The organism is Cytobacillus sp. FSL W7-1323 (genome assembly GCF_038595015.1).
GTDB classification, from domain to species: domain Bacteria; phylum Bacillota; class Bacilli; order Bacillales; family Cytobacillaceae; genus Cytobacillus; species Cytobacillus kochii.
Genome location: NZ_CP151998.1, coordinates 1,042,558 through 1,060,414, shown reverse-complemented (window position 1 = coordinate 1,060,414; position 17,857 = coordinate 1,042,558). Strand labels below are relative to the sequence as shown.

Genomic DNA, 17,857 nt, shown 5'->3' with positions numbered 1-17,857 from the left:
CCCTTTCATTTATGCACCTTCATTAAAGCGCTATCAAAATAGTTTGTACTCTTTCAGTTTAATCTTCTATAATTTAAGTAACAATATGCAAAACAGATAGCATTTGTTCAATAATAAATACATTGGGTATCACTTGTATATTAATAAAAGTTAATCAACAAAGGGAAGGTGAATTGTTGATGAAAAATGATCGAAGAATTCATAAATCTAAAAAAGGGCTAAAAGATGCTCTGATTACTTTAATGGCTGAAAAAGAGTTTGAAAAAATTACAGTGACTGACCTTGTACAAAAAGCGGATTTAAATCGCGGCACCTTTTATAAGCATTTTCAGACGAAAGAAGAATTACTAGAAGAATTAACCAACGATATATTTGATGACCTTATTCGGAGCTATCGCGAACCATATATCGGCATTGGAAAATTACATATTGAAGATTTAACAACATCAAGTGTAAAGATTTTTGAACATGTATATCAATACGGAAGTTTCTATTCAGTAATGATACATTCTCACGCACTCTCTGGATTTCAAGATAAGATTATTTCCGTTTTAACACAGCTTTCCTATGATGAAATTGGCTTTGATCACATCCCAAATGCCATTAATCATGAATTATTAACAAACTATCATGTATATGGCCTCTATGGACTTATTATTTCCTGGGTAAAAGGAGGTTTTAAATATAGTCCGACGCATATGACCGAACAATTGATAGAAATGCTGAATTATACCTCTAAGCTGCCAATCGTTAATATTAAACAAAAGGAAGCAAGAAAACCTTAAAAACATTCGGAAGGCAGGGCGCTACTTTTCTTATGCCATTAACCATGTATTGATGAATAAAATTCAATTCGCTCACGAGAAGGATCCGGTAGCATCTGATCTACTTAATGGTTAAAGTAAATAACTCGGCGACTTGACACTGCTTTTAGTCGCCTCCTCGTCAGGTATCCAATCAAATTTTTCTCCCGCCATGGATTTTTGACGCGTTTCTTACCTTTTCCTATCAAATTTTTCTTTCGCTACGCGTTTTTGACGCGTTTCTTACCTTTTCCTATCAAATTTTACCCTCGCCACGTATTTTTGACGCGTTTCTTACCTTTTCCTATCAAATTTTACCCTCGCCACGTATTTTTGACGCGTTTCTTACCTTTTCCTATCAATTTTTATCCTCACCACGTATTTTTGACGCGTTTCTTGCCTTTTCCAATCAAATCTTACCCTCGCCACAGATTTTTGACGCGTTTCTTACCTTTTCCTATCAAATTTTACCCTCACCACGTATTTTTGACGCGTTTCTTACCTTTTCCTATCAAATTTTACCCTCGCCACGAGTTTTTGACGCGTTTCTTAACTTTTCCTATCAATTTTTACCCTCGCCAAGAGTTTTTGACGCGTTTCTTACCTTTTCCTATCAAAATTTACCCTCACCACGAATTTCTGACGCGTTTCTTGCCTTTTCCTATCAAATTTTTAACCTCACCACGTATTTTTGATGCGATGCGTTCCCCCCTATTCTGATCACCATCACATGCACTTCATGCGAACTGGCAAGAACGAACATCGAACTGTCCACTGCCCAACTTGCTCACCAAATAAAAAAACTCGAACACTGTATTGTTCGAGTTCAAATGATGCTAAGATCGCATACTTAATTACTTCAAATTAAAAATAATCCCAACTAAAGAATAAATAATCACAGTTGAAAAAAGGACTGTCATATGGATAAGTGAATAGGCGAATAAAGCGTTTGCCCATTTCTTCGGATCCATCTTTTTATAACCATAGATACTAAGAATTAACCAACCAATACCAAGTAACAATGATACGAGTGTTAACCCAGGGCTTAATGGCCAAAATAAAAAGCTTGTTAAAATTAACAAAACAAGATAGACATTTGTTTGTAAATAGGTGCGACGTATTCCTTTTACAACAGGTAACATCGGTACATTTGCCGCTTTATAGTCATCATGTTTACGAATGGCAATCGCATAAAAATGTGGCATTTGCCAAATAACTTGAATGACGAATAGCCCTAATATTGCCGGGTGTAAAATATCTGGATGAATAGCAGCCCATCCAATTAAAGGAGGCATCGCTCCCGAGATACTCCCAACTTCCGTATTATAAATGGTTCTTCTTTTTGTCCACATAGTATAAGGTACAACATAAAAAAACCAACCTAAAAAACCGAGCAATCCTGCTAGCGGAGTTGCTAATGATAACAAAATAATACCTACTAATCCCATCACTGTCGCTAAAATTAACACTGATTTAGTAGTGATATCTCCTGTTACTGTAGGTCTAGTCTTCGTACGCTCCATAATAGAGTCAATATCTCTATCATAAATATTATTAAAAGCACCGGCAGAGCCGATAATAAAAATAGAACCAAATAAGGCAAATAATATTTCTGGTATCTTGTCTAAAATACCATAATCATACGTATATAAGGCGAGCGTTAACCCTGCGAACATTGGAAACAAATTGGATTTAATAATCCCTGTTTTAATGGTAGCAGCTAGAATTTTTGTAATTGGTTGACGCTTTTCAAGTTGCTGCATTGAATTATTCATGCTAATACCTTTCTCCATAACAAGAGGAACTTTCCCTTCCATAAGAAATTTCAATTATATTGTAACACTAAAAAAGTATTTATAACTTTTTAAGTAAACCTTTTCACAATATCTTCAAAAAGAAGTGACAATTTATAGCTATAAAAATACAACCTCTTCCATTATAATCATAAGAAAGACATTTGACTAGATACCCCTTGTTGATTGAAAAGTATGAGAAAAGGAGAACCTCATGACTGTATTATACGGCATTATAATCTTTTTACTCATTGCTGCTATTGTTGGTACTTTATTATTGACAAGTCGCAGTGATGACAATTACCGATCTTCTACAAAGAAAAACAGTAGAAACCTTTCACTTATATATATTATCCTGATTATCCTATCTATTATTGCACTAGGTTTATATATTATCATTTACTAATACTTCTGATGAAGGAGATGATTATGATTAACCAACAATTAACTGAAGTGACTACCATTCATACAATACTCCCAAACTATTGGCCACATTTTATCGCTTCACCTTATGCCTATTATAATCATGAATCTGTTTATTTATATCAGCATCCTCAATTTAATGGTCAAGAAGTCATTCTCCCATGGAACAATCAATTTACGGGCTCTACCTCAATAATTTTCGAAAATGAAGCAACAGCCGTTGTCGACATAAATAATCTTAATAAAGAGGAAGTATACGCCACCCTTATTCATGAGCTTTTTCATTGCCATCAATATCATATGAAAGAAAAACGTTTCCCCAATGAATTAGTAGGAATTGCTTATCCTCTTGAAAGAGAAAATATTCAATGGAGAATCCAAGAAAGAGAGTGTCTTAACCGCGCATTAAGTATTAAGAATATCAATAAACAAAGAGAAGCGATTCAAGCCTTCATATATTGGAGAGAAAAAAGAAAAGAGCAGTACAATGAGTTGGTTCAGTATGAAAGCCATATTGAAACAATTGAAGGACCGGCGTTTTTTATCGAATTCCTTGCATATAAAGATATCGTCAATCAAACAGATGAACTGGTACTTGAGCGTTATTTAAAGTCATTAACAGACTACTCTATTATGACAAATAGTATAAGACATAGTTGCTATCCCTCAGGTTTAGCTATCTGTTTATTACTTGAGAAATTCTCTCCAAAATGGAAAGAAGAATTATTTGAACATCAACTAACTATTTATGAAATCTTACAAAAAGAATTTGAACCAATAGCTAGAGCACCAAAGAAAATGCATCTGGCATATTCCTTAGACAATCTTATTCGGGAAGCTGAAATGAATAAAGAAATTGAAATTAGCAGTTTTAAAAAAACAAATGGGTTGCTTCTTACATTGATAGGCAAAGGCCGGATTCAACAATTTGATCCTATGAATATCATACAATCGCATAAAAACTTCCTTCATAAAAACGGTATGACCATACGTCTTCAAGAGCAGTCCATATATTTTTCACAACCTGTATTAGCCTTAACAGAAAATGGATTAAACGATGTGTTACAGCTACAATTTGTCATTGATCATCCTCCGGAACAGACAATAGATGGCATTTTTATAGAAGGGATTGGCCATTTTTTGGGAGAGATCAAGCAAGTGGGTAATAACATCCATATCATATTAAGTAATTAACCTATGAATCAATATCGAACAAATTTTGTGGAATTTTCTTCCCCTTATCCCCTATCATCTTTAGCGCGTTTTTCCTTAGCGAATGACGCCTAATTCTTTTTCCGCTCGGATTCCATCCTCTTTTTAGGCAATTCTCCCGTTTACTTTTTCTTCTTAAGCTACACATACCATAAGTTTTATATTTTCACGCAATCAATTTCCACTTACAATGAACGGCAGATTACATGGAGATTATTTCAAGCGAAAATTCTACTCTTCCGTCCACTCCATTTTCACTTCTATAACTTGACCTTTTATCTCTTTTTTATAAATCACAAACCTCATCCTTTCCAAAAATAATTGCCTTGGTAACAATGACCAAGGCAAAACATCATTCATTATCTTAAGGGGTCATAAGGAGTAAGATCAAATGGTAAAGTATGATTCAAAGCGATTTCACTAGCTACTACGCCTATGTAAGGACCCATTGTTATCCCTGACGGCCCCAAGCCTGTTGCTATAGTGACATTAGGATGTCCTTCTAGTTTTCCTAATAACGGAAGGGTGTCGGGTCCCATTGGTCTAAAACCTACACGCATCTCGGAAATTGAACTATTTTCTAATGATGCCGCCATCTCCAGTCCTGCTTCAATCACTTCTTTCACTCCTCCAGCTGTCAATCGATAGTCAAATCCTGCCCCCGTTTCTCTCGTTGCACCTACAACGATTCTTTGATCATCAAAGGCAAGCATATAGTAACTAGAATCCGGTATAACAACTGGCCAGTCTGAAGTAATATGTTCCTTCACACCGAAATGGATAATTTGTCCACGTTGCGGTTTAATAGCAATAGAATAATGAAGGGGTGAAAGCAACTCATTTGTCCATGCGCCAGTCGTTACAATGATCTGATCACACGCATATAATTCCCCATTTACCTCTGCCCCGACTACATGCCCATTCTTTAGAGTAAGACTTGCTTTGCCTTCTACAAATTGAGCCCCATGTAAGGAAGAGGCTCTGTGCATCGCTTGACAAAGTAAATGTGCATCTACCCTAGCTCCCCCACTCACATAAAGTGCTTGATACTCTCTATTCAATAGTGGGAATAAACCTCGTGCTTCCTCCCCTGATAAGCGCTTAATATCTCCTACCTCAGGCGTACCTGCAGCCCGTTTGCTCATTGCCTCCGCTTGAAATTGTTTTATTACCTCATCCTCTTTGCTTATCGCCAGTGCACCAACCTGTTTATATCCGATATCCCTTTCACCATCATGTTCCAATTCTTTAGTGAGCTCTCCATAATACAAAGCTCCCCTTCGAGCCAATGTATACCAATCTGGATGTTTATGATGAGTAATCCATGGACAAACAATGCCAGCTCCTGCAGCAGATGCCCTACCTTCATGGTTCGCATCAATTACTGTAACATCGATGCCGTTTCTACTTAAATGATAAGCAGCACTCGCTCCAACTATGCCTGATCCGATAATGATCACCTTAATTGTTAACATCTCCTTATTATCAAACTGTGATATTTGCCGTTTTTTGATGAACGGTACCCTTTTTTTGAGAAGATTCCTTATGTATACATATACTAATATAAAGGCTACTTCAGAGATCCATTACAAATTTTATAGAAGGAGGAATGTCCATTGATATCATTTAAAGTTCTACTTATCCTTCTCATCTTTTTATTTTCAATCTTGATAAGCTTACTTTTCAGAAAACTCACCTTTCAGTACATTGATAGCATTGTCTTTCTTCTCATATCTATCGCCTCTTGCGTTTCTATATTTTTCCTAAAAGGGAGTCATCAATATTTCTTCCTAATAGCCTGCATAAGCAGCTTTTTGCTTTCCTGCATATATTTTTTTCTCTCATTCTATGAATAAGAATTATATATTTTGTTTGATTGTTAAAAACATTTTTTCTATTACTGTTTCTGGTATCACCGTAACTGCATCACCAAAACTAATTTCAGCAAAATACTCGTTATCTTTCTCTTGAATTCTAGATGTGATACCCACACCACATTCCTCATACACCATTTTCAACAATTGTTCTATATCCTCGATGTCTTTTTCAAAATAAAGATGGAACATATTTGATTGGGGTACTTTTGGTTTTGTATGTAAACCAGTTATTTGATTAAATCGCTCAGCGAAAAATCGTGATATTTCATAATATCGCTTCATTTTATCTTTTCTTTTTTCATAATAATAGTCTGCTGGAATGATATAAGGGTAAAGACTAATGAGGTCTCCGCCGAACCTTCTTTTCCAAACCTTTGCTTCTTCAATAAGAGACTTATCACCGGCTAAAATTGCTCCAGCGATCCCACCTACACCTTTATAAAAAGAAAGATATACACTGTCAAATAATGCACTTACTTCTTCAGCACTCTTTTCATAATAGGGCAGCACTTCTAATAATCTCGCACCATCTAAATGTAGTTTAATATTATTTTCGCGGCAATGATCCGCCATTTGCAGAAGTTCTGAAAATGGGGGCACGGACCCACCTATTTCTCTCTGCGGCAACTCTAATAACAATGCAGCGAACGAATCATCTAAGTGACTAATCTCTTCATACCCTACAGGTCTACTTTCTTCACTGACGAATGTTACATCAAATTGATGCAGCATCTGAGGGCCATCTTGTTCATGAATTTCTAGGTGACTTAATGGATGATAGGCAATTTTTTTTGATTGTTTTTTATCACTCCAGATTCTCAGAGCAATTTGTTGCGCCATCGTTCCACTCGGAAAGAAGACTGCTTTTTCTTTGCCTAATAATGTTGCCATCTTTTTTTCAAATTCTGCAATGATTTGACCTTCGCCGTATATATCGCTTGTAACATCTTCCTGGACATGTCGGAAGGCTTCTTTAAGCACTTCCACTTGTCGCACTCCATGACCGCTTAAAGTGTAGAGTGATTTTTGATAAATATCTTGCAATAGTGTCAAAGGTAGCGACCTCCTTATTCTGAATTTTCATGAATTATTATAACATGCCTAGAGGTGTTTGATAGTTAAGAACTTCGCGTTACGAAAAGATTGTAGTTATTTTATCAAACTCCAAAAAATCTTAACTACTTTTATCCTCTATGGCAGACAACTACTTCCCCCTGACAGTGACCATATTGTTTTTTTATGTGGGCTTTTTGTATACCTTCAATGTTCAGCGGATACACATGCGCCAAAACTGGGGTTAGATTACCTTTTTCTACTAATTGTTTTATCTGTTCTAACCCCTTCTTAATTGAGTATGTAGTAATATATTTTATTGACAAACATTCTTTATCAACGACTTGATATTTCGGTTTAGTGAATTTTATCACTTCTGCTTCTGGCTTCAACCACCTTAACGCACTTAAATATGGATAGCTTTGTCCAATTGTATCAATTAGTAGATCAAAGCGTCGTTGCTTATAAATAGGATCCAGACAATCCCCATCAATATGGATTACATCTTTCTGCTTTACATCTTCGGAAAGTATGCCTACCACTGTTCCCATTGCCTTTAATATTTGAATGAGCATCAAAGCTACATTCGTTTGACTACCTAAAATTAGAACACGGCTTCCTTCCCTCACCCTCCCCTCTACTGCTGCTTGCCATGCCGCTATACTACTTTCTAATAGAGCAGCCGATTCAATGAATGTTAAATTATGAGGCATGAGACAAACATGAGATGATGGGACTATCGTTTCGTTGGCATATGTACCATATGCAGAAATAGTTGTTAGAAAGAAAACTTTGTCACCAATTTTAAACTGGGAGACGTCTTTTCCAATTGCTTTAATGATTCCTGCTCCGGAACTTCCTAGAATGATCGGTAAGTTAAAATTGTCGCTCAAACATTGCCCAGACCTTAATTGCCAATCACTCTCTAACACTCCACTCGCTTTTATTTGAATTAATATCTCGTCATCACCAACTGGTGGTGTTACTAATACAATGTCACGTAATTGGTGAATATCGCCAAATTGATGAATGCCAATTCCCTTCATAGAATGCCTCCGCTTATTATTTCTTTTTATATTGTTCATTTTTACCAACTAGATATATTCTTAAAAATACATCTTGCACACATAATTTTATTGATGTATCACATTCTAATGATAATAAGGTTTTTAGAGGAGGGTAAACTTGAGTGCAGCTAATTTCTTTCGTGTATTTAATGCCATCATCTTATGGGGAACGATGTTTTTTATTCCTGGTAAATCAATTAAAAGGTTTCTTCCTGTTACTTTATTTTGCTCTTGCATCCTTTTAATTGAAACATTATTATCGTTTGTTTTTAAATGGTGGAGAGTAAAGGGCGGAAGGAAATATATGGTTTATGATTCAATTGCCTTTATATTGGGGCCATTTTTTACAATTAATATTTGGGTGTTCCATTTAACATACGGAAAGTTTTTTCGATATGTCGGGCTTAATCTAATTATTGACCTTTTGTTTGCCTATCCTTTCAATGCTTTCTTTCAAAAAATTGGTCATTATAAACTGTACAAATTCACATCATTTTCATTATTTATTTCTGCTTTCGCCTATTCATTCATTAATTACGGCTTCCAATTATTATATGAACGATATCCGAAAGATCATATAAAAATGGATAAGGTGAGTAAAACAGAACTTACTGTTAAATGACCTTATCCTCTTTTATTCGGGAAAAAACCATTAGATAATTTTTGCTATTTTTTCAAGAGAAGTATTAATGGTAGATACTTGCTGTTGAAGAGAACATAATTGTTCATACGAATAGGCATTAAATAAGGCATTAATATAGAACGCTCCCTCTTGTGTTAAACGAACACTAACAATTCGACGGTCATTATGTGCTCTACTTTTAGTTACATAGCCAAGTGCCTTTAATTTATCACTCATATTCGTTGCAGCTGCTGGGGACATATAGAAATCTGTAGAGATATCCGTGATTTTCATTTCACCACGTTTTTTCAACTTCATCATAAGCCAAATAAGGTTATCATTGAGCGTTTCTTTTTTATGCAATAACACATTAATAAAGTATTTATTGCTGGCCATTTCCCCAATAAGATGCTGTATAATCATTTCATTCCTTGCGTTCATTTTTTCATTTCTCCTAATCTTTTATGAAGTAAAATAATTAAGGAAGATTGACGCTCGGCTGTATAACCGAACGCCTAGACAATTATTCTTCTGTCAATATTGTTTTTGCTAATGTATCATCTAATTCTTCAAAATCATCATAGCTGATTGTTTGATATAGTTCTTTTCTTGTTTGCATATTAGCAAGCGCATCTTTTTGTGAACCTGTTTCTTTAATGATATTAAAAACGTTTTCATATGCCTTCGCTGCCACTCTTAATGAAGTAACAGGGTAGATAACCATTTGAAAGCCCATTTGTGAAAATTCATCCGCTGAGTAGTAGGGAGTCTGACCAAATTCAGTCATATTTGCTAGTAAAGGAATTGAAATCGCTTGTGAAAATAGACTAAACTCTTCTTCCGTTTTTAATGCTTCCGGGAAAATAGCGTCCGCTCCAGCTTCTGCATATGCTTTCGCTCGTTCAATCGCTTCATCAAGTCCTTCCACCGCTCGTGCATCTGTTCTTGCTATTATCATTAAATGAGGGGCAACTTCTTTAATCACTCTAATTTTTTGTATCATTTCTTCTGATGTTACTAGCTGTTTTCCATTTAAATGGCCACATTTTTTCGGTAACTTTTGATCCTCTATCTGCACAGCAGCCACTCCAGCTTCTTGCATTTCCACAGCTGTTCTTGCCGCATTTAATATCCCACCGAACCCCGTATCAATATCAACAAGTAATGGTAAATTAGTTGCTCGAATAATTTCTTTCGCCCTCTCTGCCATCTCAGCAGATGTAACCATACCTAAGTCTGGCAGTCCTTTACTTGCCGTATATGCAGCGCCTGATAAATACAAAGCATGAAAGCCTGCTTGTTTGGCCATTAAGCCTGCCATTGCATCATGTGCCCCAGGTATTTGCAATATATTCTTATCTAGCATTTTTGAACGAAATTGCTCAGCTAAATCTTGTTGAGTCACAGGTTTATGAACAATCCATGCCATCTTGCATCCCCTCCTAGATTAAGAATAAATTCATAAATTCATTCACTGGCATCTCTTTTAACGTTTCTTGATCAGAAACAGCTCCAGCAATGCTTGTTTGTGCCTTGTTAGAAAAATGAGTTTTAATATTATACTCAAACTTCTGCAATACTTTTGGAATCGCTTCGTCACGGCGGAATCGGTGACCTAATGGATATTCACATTCAATCTTCTCAGAAGAAGTTCCATCTTTATAATGGATTTGAACAGCATTAGCGATTGAGCGCTTGTTCGGATCTAAATAATCCTTCGAGTATTGCAGATCTTCCACAACCTCCATCTTCTCTCGTAAGCTGTCTACTCGGGGGTCGCTAGCTACATCATCCTCATAATCCTCAGCGCGAATATTTCCTTTTAATAAACCAATTGCTGTAATGTACTGAATACAGTGATCGCGGTCAGCTGGATTATGTAATGGACCTGTTTTATCGATAATCCTAATCGCTGATTCATGTGTGGTAATCGTAATTCGATCGATATCGTTTAAATCACCTACATCACCATTTTGATGAAGTGAAACGGCACACTCTGCTGCAGTTTGCGCGTGAAATTCCGCCGGATAAGAAACTTTGAATAATACATTTTCCATTACATAAGCACTGAACTTTCTTTGTAGGGTAAGTTTTTGCCCTTTAAACAGAACGTCTTCAAATCCCCAGTTAGGTGCAGATAAGACACTGTTATAGCCCATTTCACCTTTCACAGCCATCATAGCTAACTGAACACCCCTACTTGTCGCATCTCCAGCAGCCCATGATTTTCTTGAGCCCGTATTTGGCGCATGACGATATGTCCTTAATGCAGAATTATCCACCCATGCAAGTGATAATGCATGAATCACTTCTTCTTTTGTTGCACCAAGCATCTTTGCCGTAACAGCAGTTGTTGCCACTTTAACAAACAGTACATGATCTAAACCCACGCGATTTAAACTATTATCTAGCGCTAATATTCCTTGAATTTCATGAGCCTTGATCATCATTTCCAGGACTTCAATCATTTTAACTGGCTCTTTACCCACTGAAAGACGTTGCCTACTTAAATAATCTGCAACTGCCAAAATGCCACCAAGGTTGTCAGAAGGATGCCCCCATTCAGCAGCTAACCATGTATCATTGTAATCCAGCCAGCGAATCATACAGCCAATATTAAATGCACCTCTAATAGGATCTAATTCAAATGATGTACCAGGGACTCTTGTTCCATTAGGTACAACCGTTCCTGGCACAACAGGACCGAGTAGTTTGGTACATTCAGGATAATCAAGCGCTAATATTCCACAACCAATTGTATCGAGCAAGATATAATGTGCTGTGCGATAAGCCTCTTCACTTGTTATTTCATAATCCAATACATAATCAGCAATTTTCGTTAAAATAGCATCGGTTTCAACCTTTTCATTCGTTTTCAGCATTTACTCGTAATCCTCCTCAATTTGGTAAGGTATGGCGTGCACCTGAATAAATGACCCGCGGTCTAAATAAGCGATTGTTTTCATGCTGTTCAATGACATGGGCACATAAACCAACCGTTCTTGCACTAAAGAAAATCGGTGTGTAAAGTGGGATAGGAATCCCTAACATGCCATAAACCGGTGCGGCATAATAATCTAAATTAGGGTATAGCCCTTTCTCTAGCTCCATGATTCTTTCTCCTGCTTCACATTTTCGAAGCAACGAATCATCTCCATACTGTATGGATAACTCCTGTAGAGCTTCCTTCATCATTAATGCTCTTGGGTCCATTTTTTTCATATAAACTCTATGACCAAAGCCCATAATCTTTTCTTTTTTAAATAGTTTTTTATAGAAGAGGCCTTCCAAGCCAGCGACACTTTCCGCTTCATTCAACATGTACATAACCGCTTCATTCGCACCGCCATGCAAGCTACCTTTTAAACTTGCAACTGCACCCGTTAACGCTCCAAATAGATCGGATTGTGTAGAAGCAATTACTCTTGCTGTAAATGTTGAGTTTGGCATTTCATGTTCACTATATAAAAGTAATGACTGGTCAAATACTCTTTCTTCTAAATCGGAAGGTACTCTACCAGTTAACATATAGAAAAAGTTGGCACTATACGATAGGGATTTATCCGGTTCAATTCTCTCCAGACCTTGTAATATACGATAACTGTTAGCTACAATTGTCGGAACTCCTCCAAGTAGGCGATAAGCTCTTTCTTTATTTGCTTGCTTCGACCTATCTTCTAAGGTCGTATCATATCCAGCCAAGCTCGAGATGCCAGTGCGGAGCCCATCCATTGGATGTGTTCCTTTTGGCAAATGAGTAAAAACCTCCATGACGGCCGTCGGTATTTCATAATAGGACTTTAACGTATTAGCTAATGAAGTTTTTTCCTCGTCTGTTGGTAATTGATCTTCTAGAAGTAAATGGATAATATCTAAATAGCTTTTCGTTTTTGAAAGTTGAATTAAGTCATAACCTTTTATGACAATCTCTCCATGAACAGTATCTAAAAATGAGATGCTGGTCTCAGAAGCTATGATTCCCTCTAACCCTGGTATATACTTCTCCTCCATGCTCACAATCATTTTCCTCCCATCCAATTACATCGTGCCTGACAATGCTGTAAGCCCTTTCAGCATTCCTTAAATATATTTGGATCTTCTCTTCTTCTACAGAGAGTGTTCGGATGTCTTCTTTATACTGATCTAATACTTTTCTTAAACTATAACTCTCAGCAGAATAGCTGTTCATCATGATCGTTGATTTCATTATGTTCACATAATAAGGAACGGTTCCAAACAAAGCTTTTTCCTCCGTTCTTGCTCACCTTTTTACCATATCAATCCATTAAAAAAACAACTTCTAGAAAGAAGTTGTTAAGTTCAAACGAATACTAAAATAAACATGCGACCTTGGCATGTATTCATTACCCGTACTTAACACCTCCTATATCCACGTAGGAATTGATGTTTACACTAAACAGGCAGGTCTCCTGGCTTATGGTCAACATGATACGAAACCTTCCCATCTCCAATTTTAGGAAACAGTGGTATCTTTCATATCACTCGCAAATACAGTTGCGGGACAGCGACGGAATCCAACCGTACTTCCCTTTTAAGTAAATAGACAAGCTAGCATTCTATTTACACCTATTTTTGAAAATATTAAGTTGTTCTATTTAAATATATCAATATTTTAGAAAATTGACAATTATTTTCTTAATCGCACTACTTTTCACTTTAAAATTAACACTTTTTATTATAACAATTTAAATGTCGCCTACAAACATATCTTAAAAGAAATACAATTTTAACATAACATTTACCATTTTACAGAAAAAAAGCTATCGCCCATAGACAGACAAGACGGCTTTTTGTTATAGTATATTAGTTACCATTGATAACTATTTTAAATGAGGTGAATATTATTATTGCTAGCCAAAGGTTCTTTCATCACTTTATGATGCTTTATCGCCCTTTTGAGAATAGACTAAACAGCTTATTAACGAAACATCAATTACAACGGGCACAGTGGACAATCCTTTATTATCTCTACCATTTTGGTCCAACAACTTTAGTAGAGATTGCTGCGTATCAAGGTGTTGAAAAGCCAACAGTCACGAGGACAATAAATCAGCTTGAGGAATATGGATATGTAGAAAAAATCCCAAGCATGGATAAACGTGAAAAGAAAATGAAAATAACGAACGAAGGTGAGCACATATACAAAAAAATCCGCATTCCGATTGATCAATTCGAAATGGAAATATTAGAGGGAATCACACCTGAAGAACAAGAAGAATGTATTCGTATTTTTGATAGTATTAAAAGCAATTTGTAAGGAGGAAGAAAAAGAAAATGAGTTCAACAAAAGAAAAATTATGGACCAAGGACTTTATCACCGTTTCTTCCGTAAACTTTTTTCTAACATTAGTGTTTTATTTATTAATGGTTACAATTGCCGTGTATGCCGTTGAAGCACATCACGCAACCGCCAGCCAAGCTGGCTTAGTTACTGGCATATTTATTATAGGAACATTGGTAGGAAGATTGTTTATAGGTAAATATATTGATCGTATTGGACGGAAGAAGACTTTAATCATTGGCTTACTATTATTTAGTTTATCAACAAGTCTTTATTTTATTGAAATTGATGTCAATTTCTTACTTATTACCCGCTTTATCCACGGTTTAACATTAGGGATGGCAAGTACAGCAAGTGGTACAATTGTCGCTTCAGTTATTCCGCAAACAAGGAAAGGTGAAGGAATCGGCTATTTTAGTATGAGTAATACTTTAGCGACGGCAATAGGACCTTTTATCGGTATGTTAATGAGTCAATACACAACTTTTCATACGATTTTCATTTTTTGTTTGATTCTTGGTATTATTGGCCTACTTATCGGGTTAACGGTGAATGTGAAAGAGTTAACTGAAGATCAGAAAGCTCAATTTCAATCATCTGGTTTTCAATTATCTAGCTTTATTGAACCAAAGGCACTTCCAATTGCACTCGTCACATTAACAGTCGCATTTTGTTATTCAAGCGTCTTGTCTTTTATTAACTTTTATGCAATTGAAAAGGACTTAGTAAGTGCTGCTAGCTTTTTCTTCTTTGTCTATGCCATTGCTGTCTTACTATCCCGCCCTTTCACTGGTAGGTTAATGGACAGCAAAGGGGCAAATTATGTGATGTATCCAGCGTTCATTTTATTTGGCGTAGGTCTATTCTTACTTAGTAATTCAGCAAATGGTGTTATGCTATTAGTGGCGGGGGCTTTGATTGGCTTAGGCTTTGGTAATATGCAGTCTTGTACACAAGCGATTGCGGTCAAATTAACGCCACCCCATCGCATGGGGCTAGCTACTTCTACCTTCTTTATCTTTCTCGATGGTGGTTTAGGTTTTGGACCCTATTTATTAGGTTTACTGATTCCTATTACAGGCTACAGTATGTTATACATTTACATGGGGATTGTGTCGATTGCTTCAATTATTCTTTACTTTTTAGTTTATGGACGAATCGAACACACTGGGAGTAAACAGACACATCAAACAGCATCAATGTAAAATTAAGGTATGCTATAATTAAAGAAGAGACTCCAAGTAATGGAAGTCTCTTCTTTCTAATTAAAATGGTTTATTCGGTTCATATGTCGGTTGTTGATTCTTCACTTCATATTCATAACTTTTCTCCATTGCTGCTTGTACTTCTTCTGACTGTTCTAATTCTGTATCCATTTGATTGTATTGTTGAGCTTCATTTTGAGCAGCAATAATTTTCTCATCCACTTGATTATCATACTTTTTTTCCATTGCATTCACTCCCCTTTTATAAGATGTCTCGCCTATTTTCCCCCTCAAAAAAACGATTTATACAAAATAATAAAAAGGAGACTGTTCCATGAAGGAATTAATTAAAAACCATCTCCCGCATCTTCAGGAAATACAGATTGAAAGCAATCATTCTGGTTGGGATCATCATATTTATATTGTCAATCAAACATATGTCATCCGAATACCAAAAACAAAACAAGTATTAGTGAAAATAAAAAAGGAAATAAAGCTACTTCACCAGCTCTCATATCTTTCTTCCATTATTGAAATACCAAATTATCTTCCATTTTATAATAAAGACGGACAAATGATTGGTGTTTTTTACCACTTCATTAAAGGACAAGCATTATCTCATTCATTGATTACTCCTCCTTTATATGAAGCCAAGCGGCTAGGAACATTTCTTACAGAATTACATCGTCTGGATATAGATGAAGCAAAGAAATGTAACATAGAAGAACTACATAGTGAAAATTATTGGGCGCAATTACATCAAGCCCTGATTAAAAAAATATTTCCGTTCTTAAAAGACGCAGAAAAAGAAGAAATTGATAAAATGTTTTTAGCGGTGTCAAAATTTAAAGAAGCAAAAGTGGTGATTCATGGTGATCTAACAAGTGCCAATATCCTTTATCATCCAAGCAAAAAGGAAATATCAGGAATTATAGACTTTACAGATACGCAAATAGGGGACCCGGCGTTTGACTTTGCAGGGCTATATTGGGATTTCGGAGATCAATTCACCAAAGAAGCTCTCGCATCTTATCAAACAAAATTCAATAAAGATGAAATGTATAGAAGAGTCACTTCCTTTTACGGCTTACAACCAATATTTCACAAATGGTTGAAAAACGTCAATGACCAGGATGAAAAAGTTGTTCGACAATCCATAAGTACAGGAATGACCAAAATACAAATTATGCACAGATAAGTTTAACAGTATTCTACAACTATTATTAGAAACCGGACAAATCCATATAATTTTGTCCGGTTTCTTGCTTATTATTACTTCGTTATTCCATCCACGCTGGCTTTCCAAATCCTTGAAACTCTTCGTCGATAATTTTTTCAAATTCTGCAGACTCAACCACTTCTTTTAAGTCTTTCGCATATTGTTTATCTTCAAAGTCTGCTTTAACTGCAACCACGTTGCGATAATCATCAAGCATATTTTCTAGTGCTAATGCACTTAATAAGTCCATATCGGCTGCCAACGCAAAGTTACCAGGAACTGCAGCAAGATCCACCCCCTCAAGAGATCTTGGTAATTGTCCTGCTTCAATCGGTTGAAAAACTAAATTCTTTTTATTCTCCTTCACATCTTTTTCAGATACTGTTAGTGGATCGGCGTTTTCATCAATCGTAATTAGACCTTCGTCATTTAACGTATTTAAAGCGCGTGCTGCATTCGTTGGGTCATTTGGAATAGCAATGGTTGCACCGTCTTTAATCTCATCAATTGAATTAAACACATTCGAGTAAATCCCCATTGGGGCTGTTGGTACAATAATTAATGGTGCTAAGTCCATGTTATTTTCTTTCTCGAAATTCTCCAAGTAAATTGTATGTTGGAAAAGGTTAGCTTGTATATCATCTTCATTTAAAGCTTTGTTAGGTTGGATATAATCGCTAAACTCTACGACAGTTACTTTATATCCTTTTTCCTCTAGACCAGGTACAATAGCTTTTTTCAACATATCACTATAAGGACCGGCAGTAGCACCAATTTTTAGTTCTTTCGTTTCATCCACCTTTTCTCCACTCGTGTCTGAACCTCCGCCACATGCTGTTAGTAAACAAACAGTTGCAATGAATAAAACAATTAGCCACTTTCTCATTATGTTTCCTCCCCATAGCTGTAACCAGAATTTTAACCAATAAAAAAAGCCACTATTCATCATCTGAAAGAGGCATTGGTTTTATTCCGCCTTATCTTTCAGAATGAATGGATATCATTCTGCAGGAATTGGCACCTTCCCAATATTGGGGGTTGCCGGACGTCATAGGGCCTAGTCCCTCAGTCTCTCTGGATAAGCTTTTCATTTAATTTTTATGATATGATATTACTACTCTCTTTTATTTTTGTCAATGTTCGAAATAATGCTACATCCAATCTCCCAAGAAAATGGGTTTAGTGATCCAACTACCTTTCCTTTATTCTTTTAAAACAAAAAAGGAAATCGAATATTTCCTTTTATATAAAATTAACTGGACAATTTGTCTTTTTGGTTAT

General features: G+C 36.0%; 18 protein-coding genes and 2 riboswitches. Of the genes, 7 read left to right on the top strand and 11 right to left on the bottom strand.

Annotated elements, in window-relative coordinates; genetic code table 11:
* Nucleotides 1–179: 179 nt before the first annotated feature.
* Nucleotides 180–785, top strand: coding sequence for a TetR/AcrR family transcriptional regulator (locus MKX67_RS05525; protein ID WP_224934948.1), 606 nt, complete (start codon nucleotides 180–182; stop codon nucleotides 783–785).
* Between the two features lie 872 nt (nucleotides 786–1,657).
* Here MKX67_RS05525 and cyoE read toward each other — a convergent pair.
* Nucleotides 1,658–2,578, bottom strand: a complete 921-nt coding sequence (gene cyoE / locus MKX67_RS05520; protein WP_251162883.1) for a heme o synthase — start codon at nucleotides 2,576–2,578, stop codon at nucleotides 1,658–1,660.
* Between the two features lie 232 nt (nucleotides 2,579–2,810).
* Here cyoE and MKX67_RS05515 point away from each other — a divergent pair, with 232 nt between their 5' ends.
* Together MKX67_RS05515 and MKX67_RS05510 are read left to right on the top strand one after the other, a co-directional pair.
* Nucleotides 2,811–3,002: a hypothetical protein gene (locus MKX67_RS05515; protein ID WP_191815185.1), complete on the top strand. Its 192-nt coding sequence runs from the start codon at nucleotides 2,811–2,813 to the stop codon at nucleotides 3,000–3,002.
* Nucleotides 3,003–3,025: 23 nt separating this feature from the next.
* Complete coding sequence (locus tag MKX67_RS05510) at nucleotides 3,026–4,213, top strand: hypothetical protein (RefSeq protein ID WP_251162882.1); 1,188 nt, start codon at nucleotides 3,026–3,028, stop codon at nucleotides 4,211–4,213.
* A gap of 377 nt (nucleotides 4,214–4,590) precedes the next feature.
* Here MKX67_RS05510 and MKX67_RS05505 read toward each other — a convergent pair whose 3' ends face one another.
* The 3 genes from MKX67_RS05505 to MKX67_RS05495 form a co-directional block, all read right to left on the bottom strand.
* Nucleotides 4,591–5,706 carry an FAD-dependent oxidoreductase gene (locus MKX67_RS05505; RefSeq protein WP_342489001.1) on the bottom strand — a complete coding sequence of 372 codons (1,116 nt, stop codon included), beginning with the start codon at nucleotides 5,704–5,706 and terminating at the stop codon, nucleotides 4,591–4,593.
* A 384-nt stretch (nucleotides 5,707–6,090) separates the two neighbouring features.
* Entirely contained in the window at nucleotides 6,091–7,161 is a 1,071-nt protein-coding gene (locus MKX67_RS05500; protein ID WP_251162881.1) for an aminotransferase class I/II-fold pyridoxal phosphate-dependent enzyme, read from the bottom strand.
* Between the two features lie 131 nt (nucleotides 7,162–7,292).
* The gene (locus MKX67_RS05495; protein ID WP_251162880.1) at nucleotides 7,293–8,207 is read right to left on the bottom strand and encodes an NADP-dependent oxidoreductase; all 915 of its coding nucleotides are present in this window, start codon (nucleotides 8,205–8,207) and stop codon (nucleotides 7,293–7,295) included.
* Nucleotides 8,208–8,346: 139 nt separating this feature from the next.
* On the opposite strand from MKX67_RS05495, the gene MKX67_RS05490 reads away from it, so the two are divergent.
* Nucleotides 8,347–8,850, top strand: a complete 504-nt coding sequence (locus tag MKX67_RS05490; RefSeq protein WP_251162879.1) for a hypothetical protein — start codon at nucleotides 8,347–8,349, stop codon at nucleotides 8,848–8,850.
* Between the two features lie 30 nt (nucleotides 8,851–8,880).
* On the opposite strand, the gene MKX67_RS05485 is transcribed toward MKX67_RS05490, so the two are convergent.
* From MKX67_RS05485 to MKX67_RS05465, 5 genes are all read right to left on the bottom strand, one after another.
* Nucleotides 8,881–9,291 (bottom strand): MarR family transcriptional regulator, encoded by a 411-nt coding sequence (locus tag MKX67_RS05485; RefSeq protein ID WP_251162878.1) that lies wholly within the window; start codon nucleotides 9,289–9,291, stop codon nucleotides 8,881–8,883.
* Nucleotides 9,292–9,373: 82 nt separating this feature from the next.
* Nucleotides 9,374–10,279: a methylisocitrate lyase gene (gene prpB / locus MKX67_RS05480; RefSeq protein ID WP_224934934.1), complete on the bottom strand. Its 906-nt coding sequence runs from the start codon at nucleotides 10,277–10,279 to the stop codon at nucleotides 9,374–9,376.
* A 13-nt stretch (nucleotides 10,280–10,292) separates the two neighbouring features.
* A complete protein-coding gene (prpD, locus tag MKX67_RS05475; RefSeq protein ID WP_251162877.1) occupies nucleotides 10,293–11,732 on the bottom strand; it encodes a 2-methylcitrate dehydratase in 1,440 nt (479 codons plus the stop codon).
* Nucleotides 11,733–11,748: 16 nt separating this feature from the next.
* Nucleotides 11,749–12,870, bottom strand: coding sequence for a citrate synthase (gene mmgD, locus MKX67_RS05470; RefSeq protein WP_251162938.1), 1,122 nt, complete (start codon nucleotides 12,868–12,870; stop codon nucleotides 11,749–11,751).
* Nucleotides 12,815–13,090: a hypothetical protein gene (locus MKX67_RS05465; RefSeq protein ID WP_095370286.1), complete on the bottom strand. Its 276-nt coding sequence runs from the start codon at nucleotides 13,088–13,090 to the stop codon at nucleotides 12,815–12,817. The genes mmgD and MKX67_RS05465 overlap by 56 nt, the downstream gene beginning before the upstream one ends.
* A gap of 162 nt (nucleotides 13,091–13,252) precedes the next feature.
* Nucleotides 13,253–13,456, bottom strand: a riboswitch (cobalamin riboswitch).
* Between the two features lie 228 nt (nucleotides 13,457–13,684).
* Here MKX67_RS05465 and MKX67_RS05460 point away from each other — a divergent pair.
* Nucleotides 13,685–14,128 carry a MarR family transcriptional regulator gene (locus MKX67_RS05460; protein WP_251162876.1) on the top strand — a complete coding sequence of 148 codons (444 nt, stop codon included), beginning with the start codon at nucleotides 13,685–13,687 and terminating at the stop codon, nucleotides 14,126–14,128.
* A gap of 17 nt (nucleotides 14,129–14,145) precedes the next feature.
* On the top strand, nucleotides 14,146–15,357 hold the full coding sequence (locus MKX67_RS05455) for an MFS transporter (RefSeq protein WP_342488999.1): 1,212 nt from the start codon (nucleotides 14,146–14,148) through the stop codon (nucleotides 15,355–15,357).
* A gap of 60 nt (nucleotides 15,358–15,417) precedes the next feature.
* Here the strand turns inward: MKX67_RS05455 and MKX67_RS05450 are convergent, their stop codons facing one another.
* Nucleotides 15,418–15,603, bottom strand: coding sequence for a hypothetical protein (locus MKX67_RS05450; protein ID WP_224934926.1), 186 nt, complete (start codon nucleotides 15,601–15,603; stop codon nucleotides 15,418–15,420).
* Nucleotides 15,604–15,691: 88 nt separating this feature from the next.
* On the opposite strand from MKX67_RS05450, the gene MKX67_RS05445 reads away from it, so the two are divergent.
* Entirely contained in the window at nucleotides 15,692–16,555 is an 864-nt protein-coding gene (locus MKX67_RS05445; protein WP_095370290.1) for an aminoglycoside phosphotransferase family protein, read from the top strand.
* Between the two features lie 82 nt (nucleotides 16,556–16,637).
* On the opposite strand, the gene MKX67_RS05440 is transcribed toward MKX67_RS05445, so the two are convergent.
* Nucleotides 16,638–17,462, bottom strand: a complete 825-nt coding sequence (locus tag MKX67_RS05440; protein ID WP_307317105.1) for a MetQ/NlpA family ABC transporter substrate-binding protein — start codon at nucleotides 17,460–17,462, stop codon at nucleotides 16,638–16,640.
* 88 nt (nucleotides 17,463–17,550) lie between these two features.
* A riboswitch (SAM riboswitch) is annotated at nucleotides 17,551–17,661 on the bottom strand.
* Nucleotides 17,662–17,857: the final 196 nt, after the last annotated feature.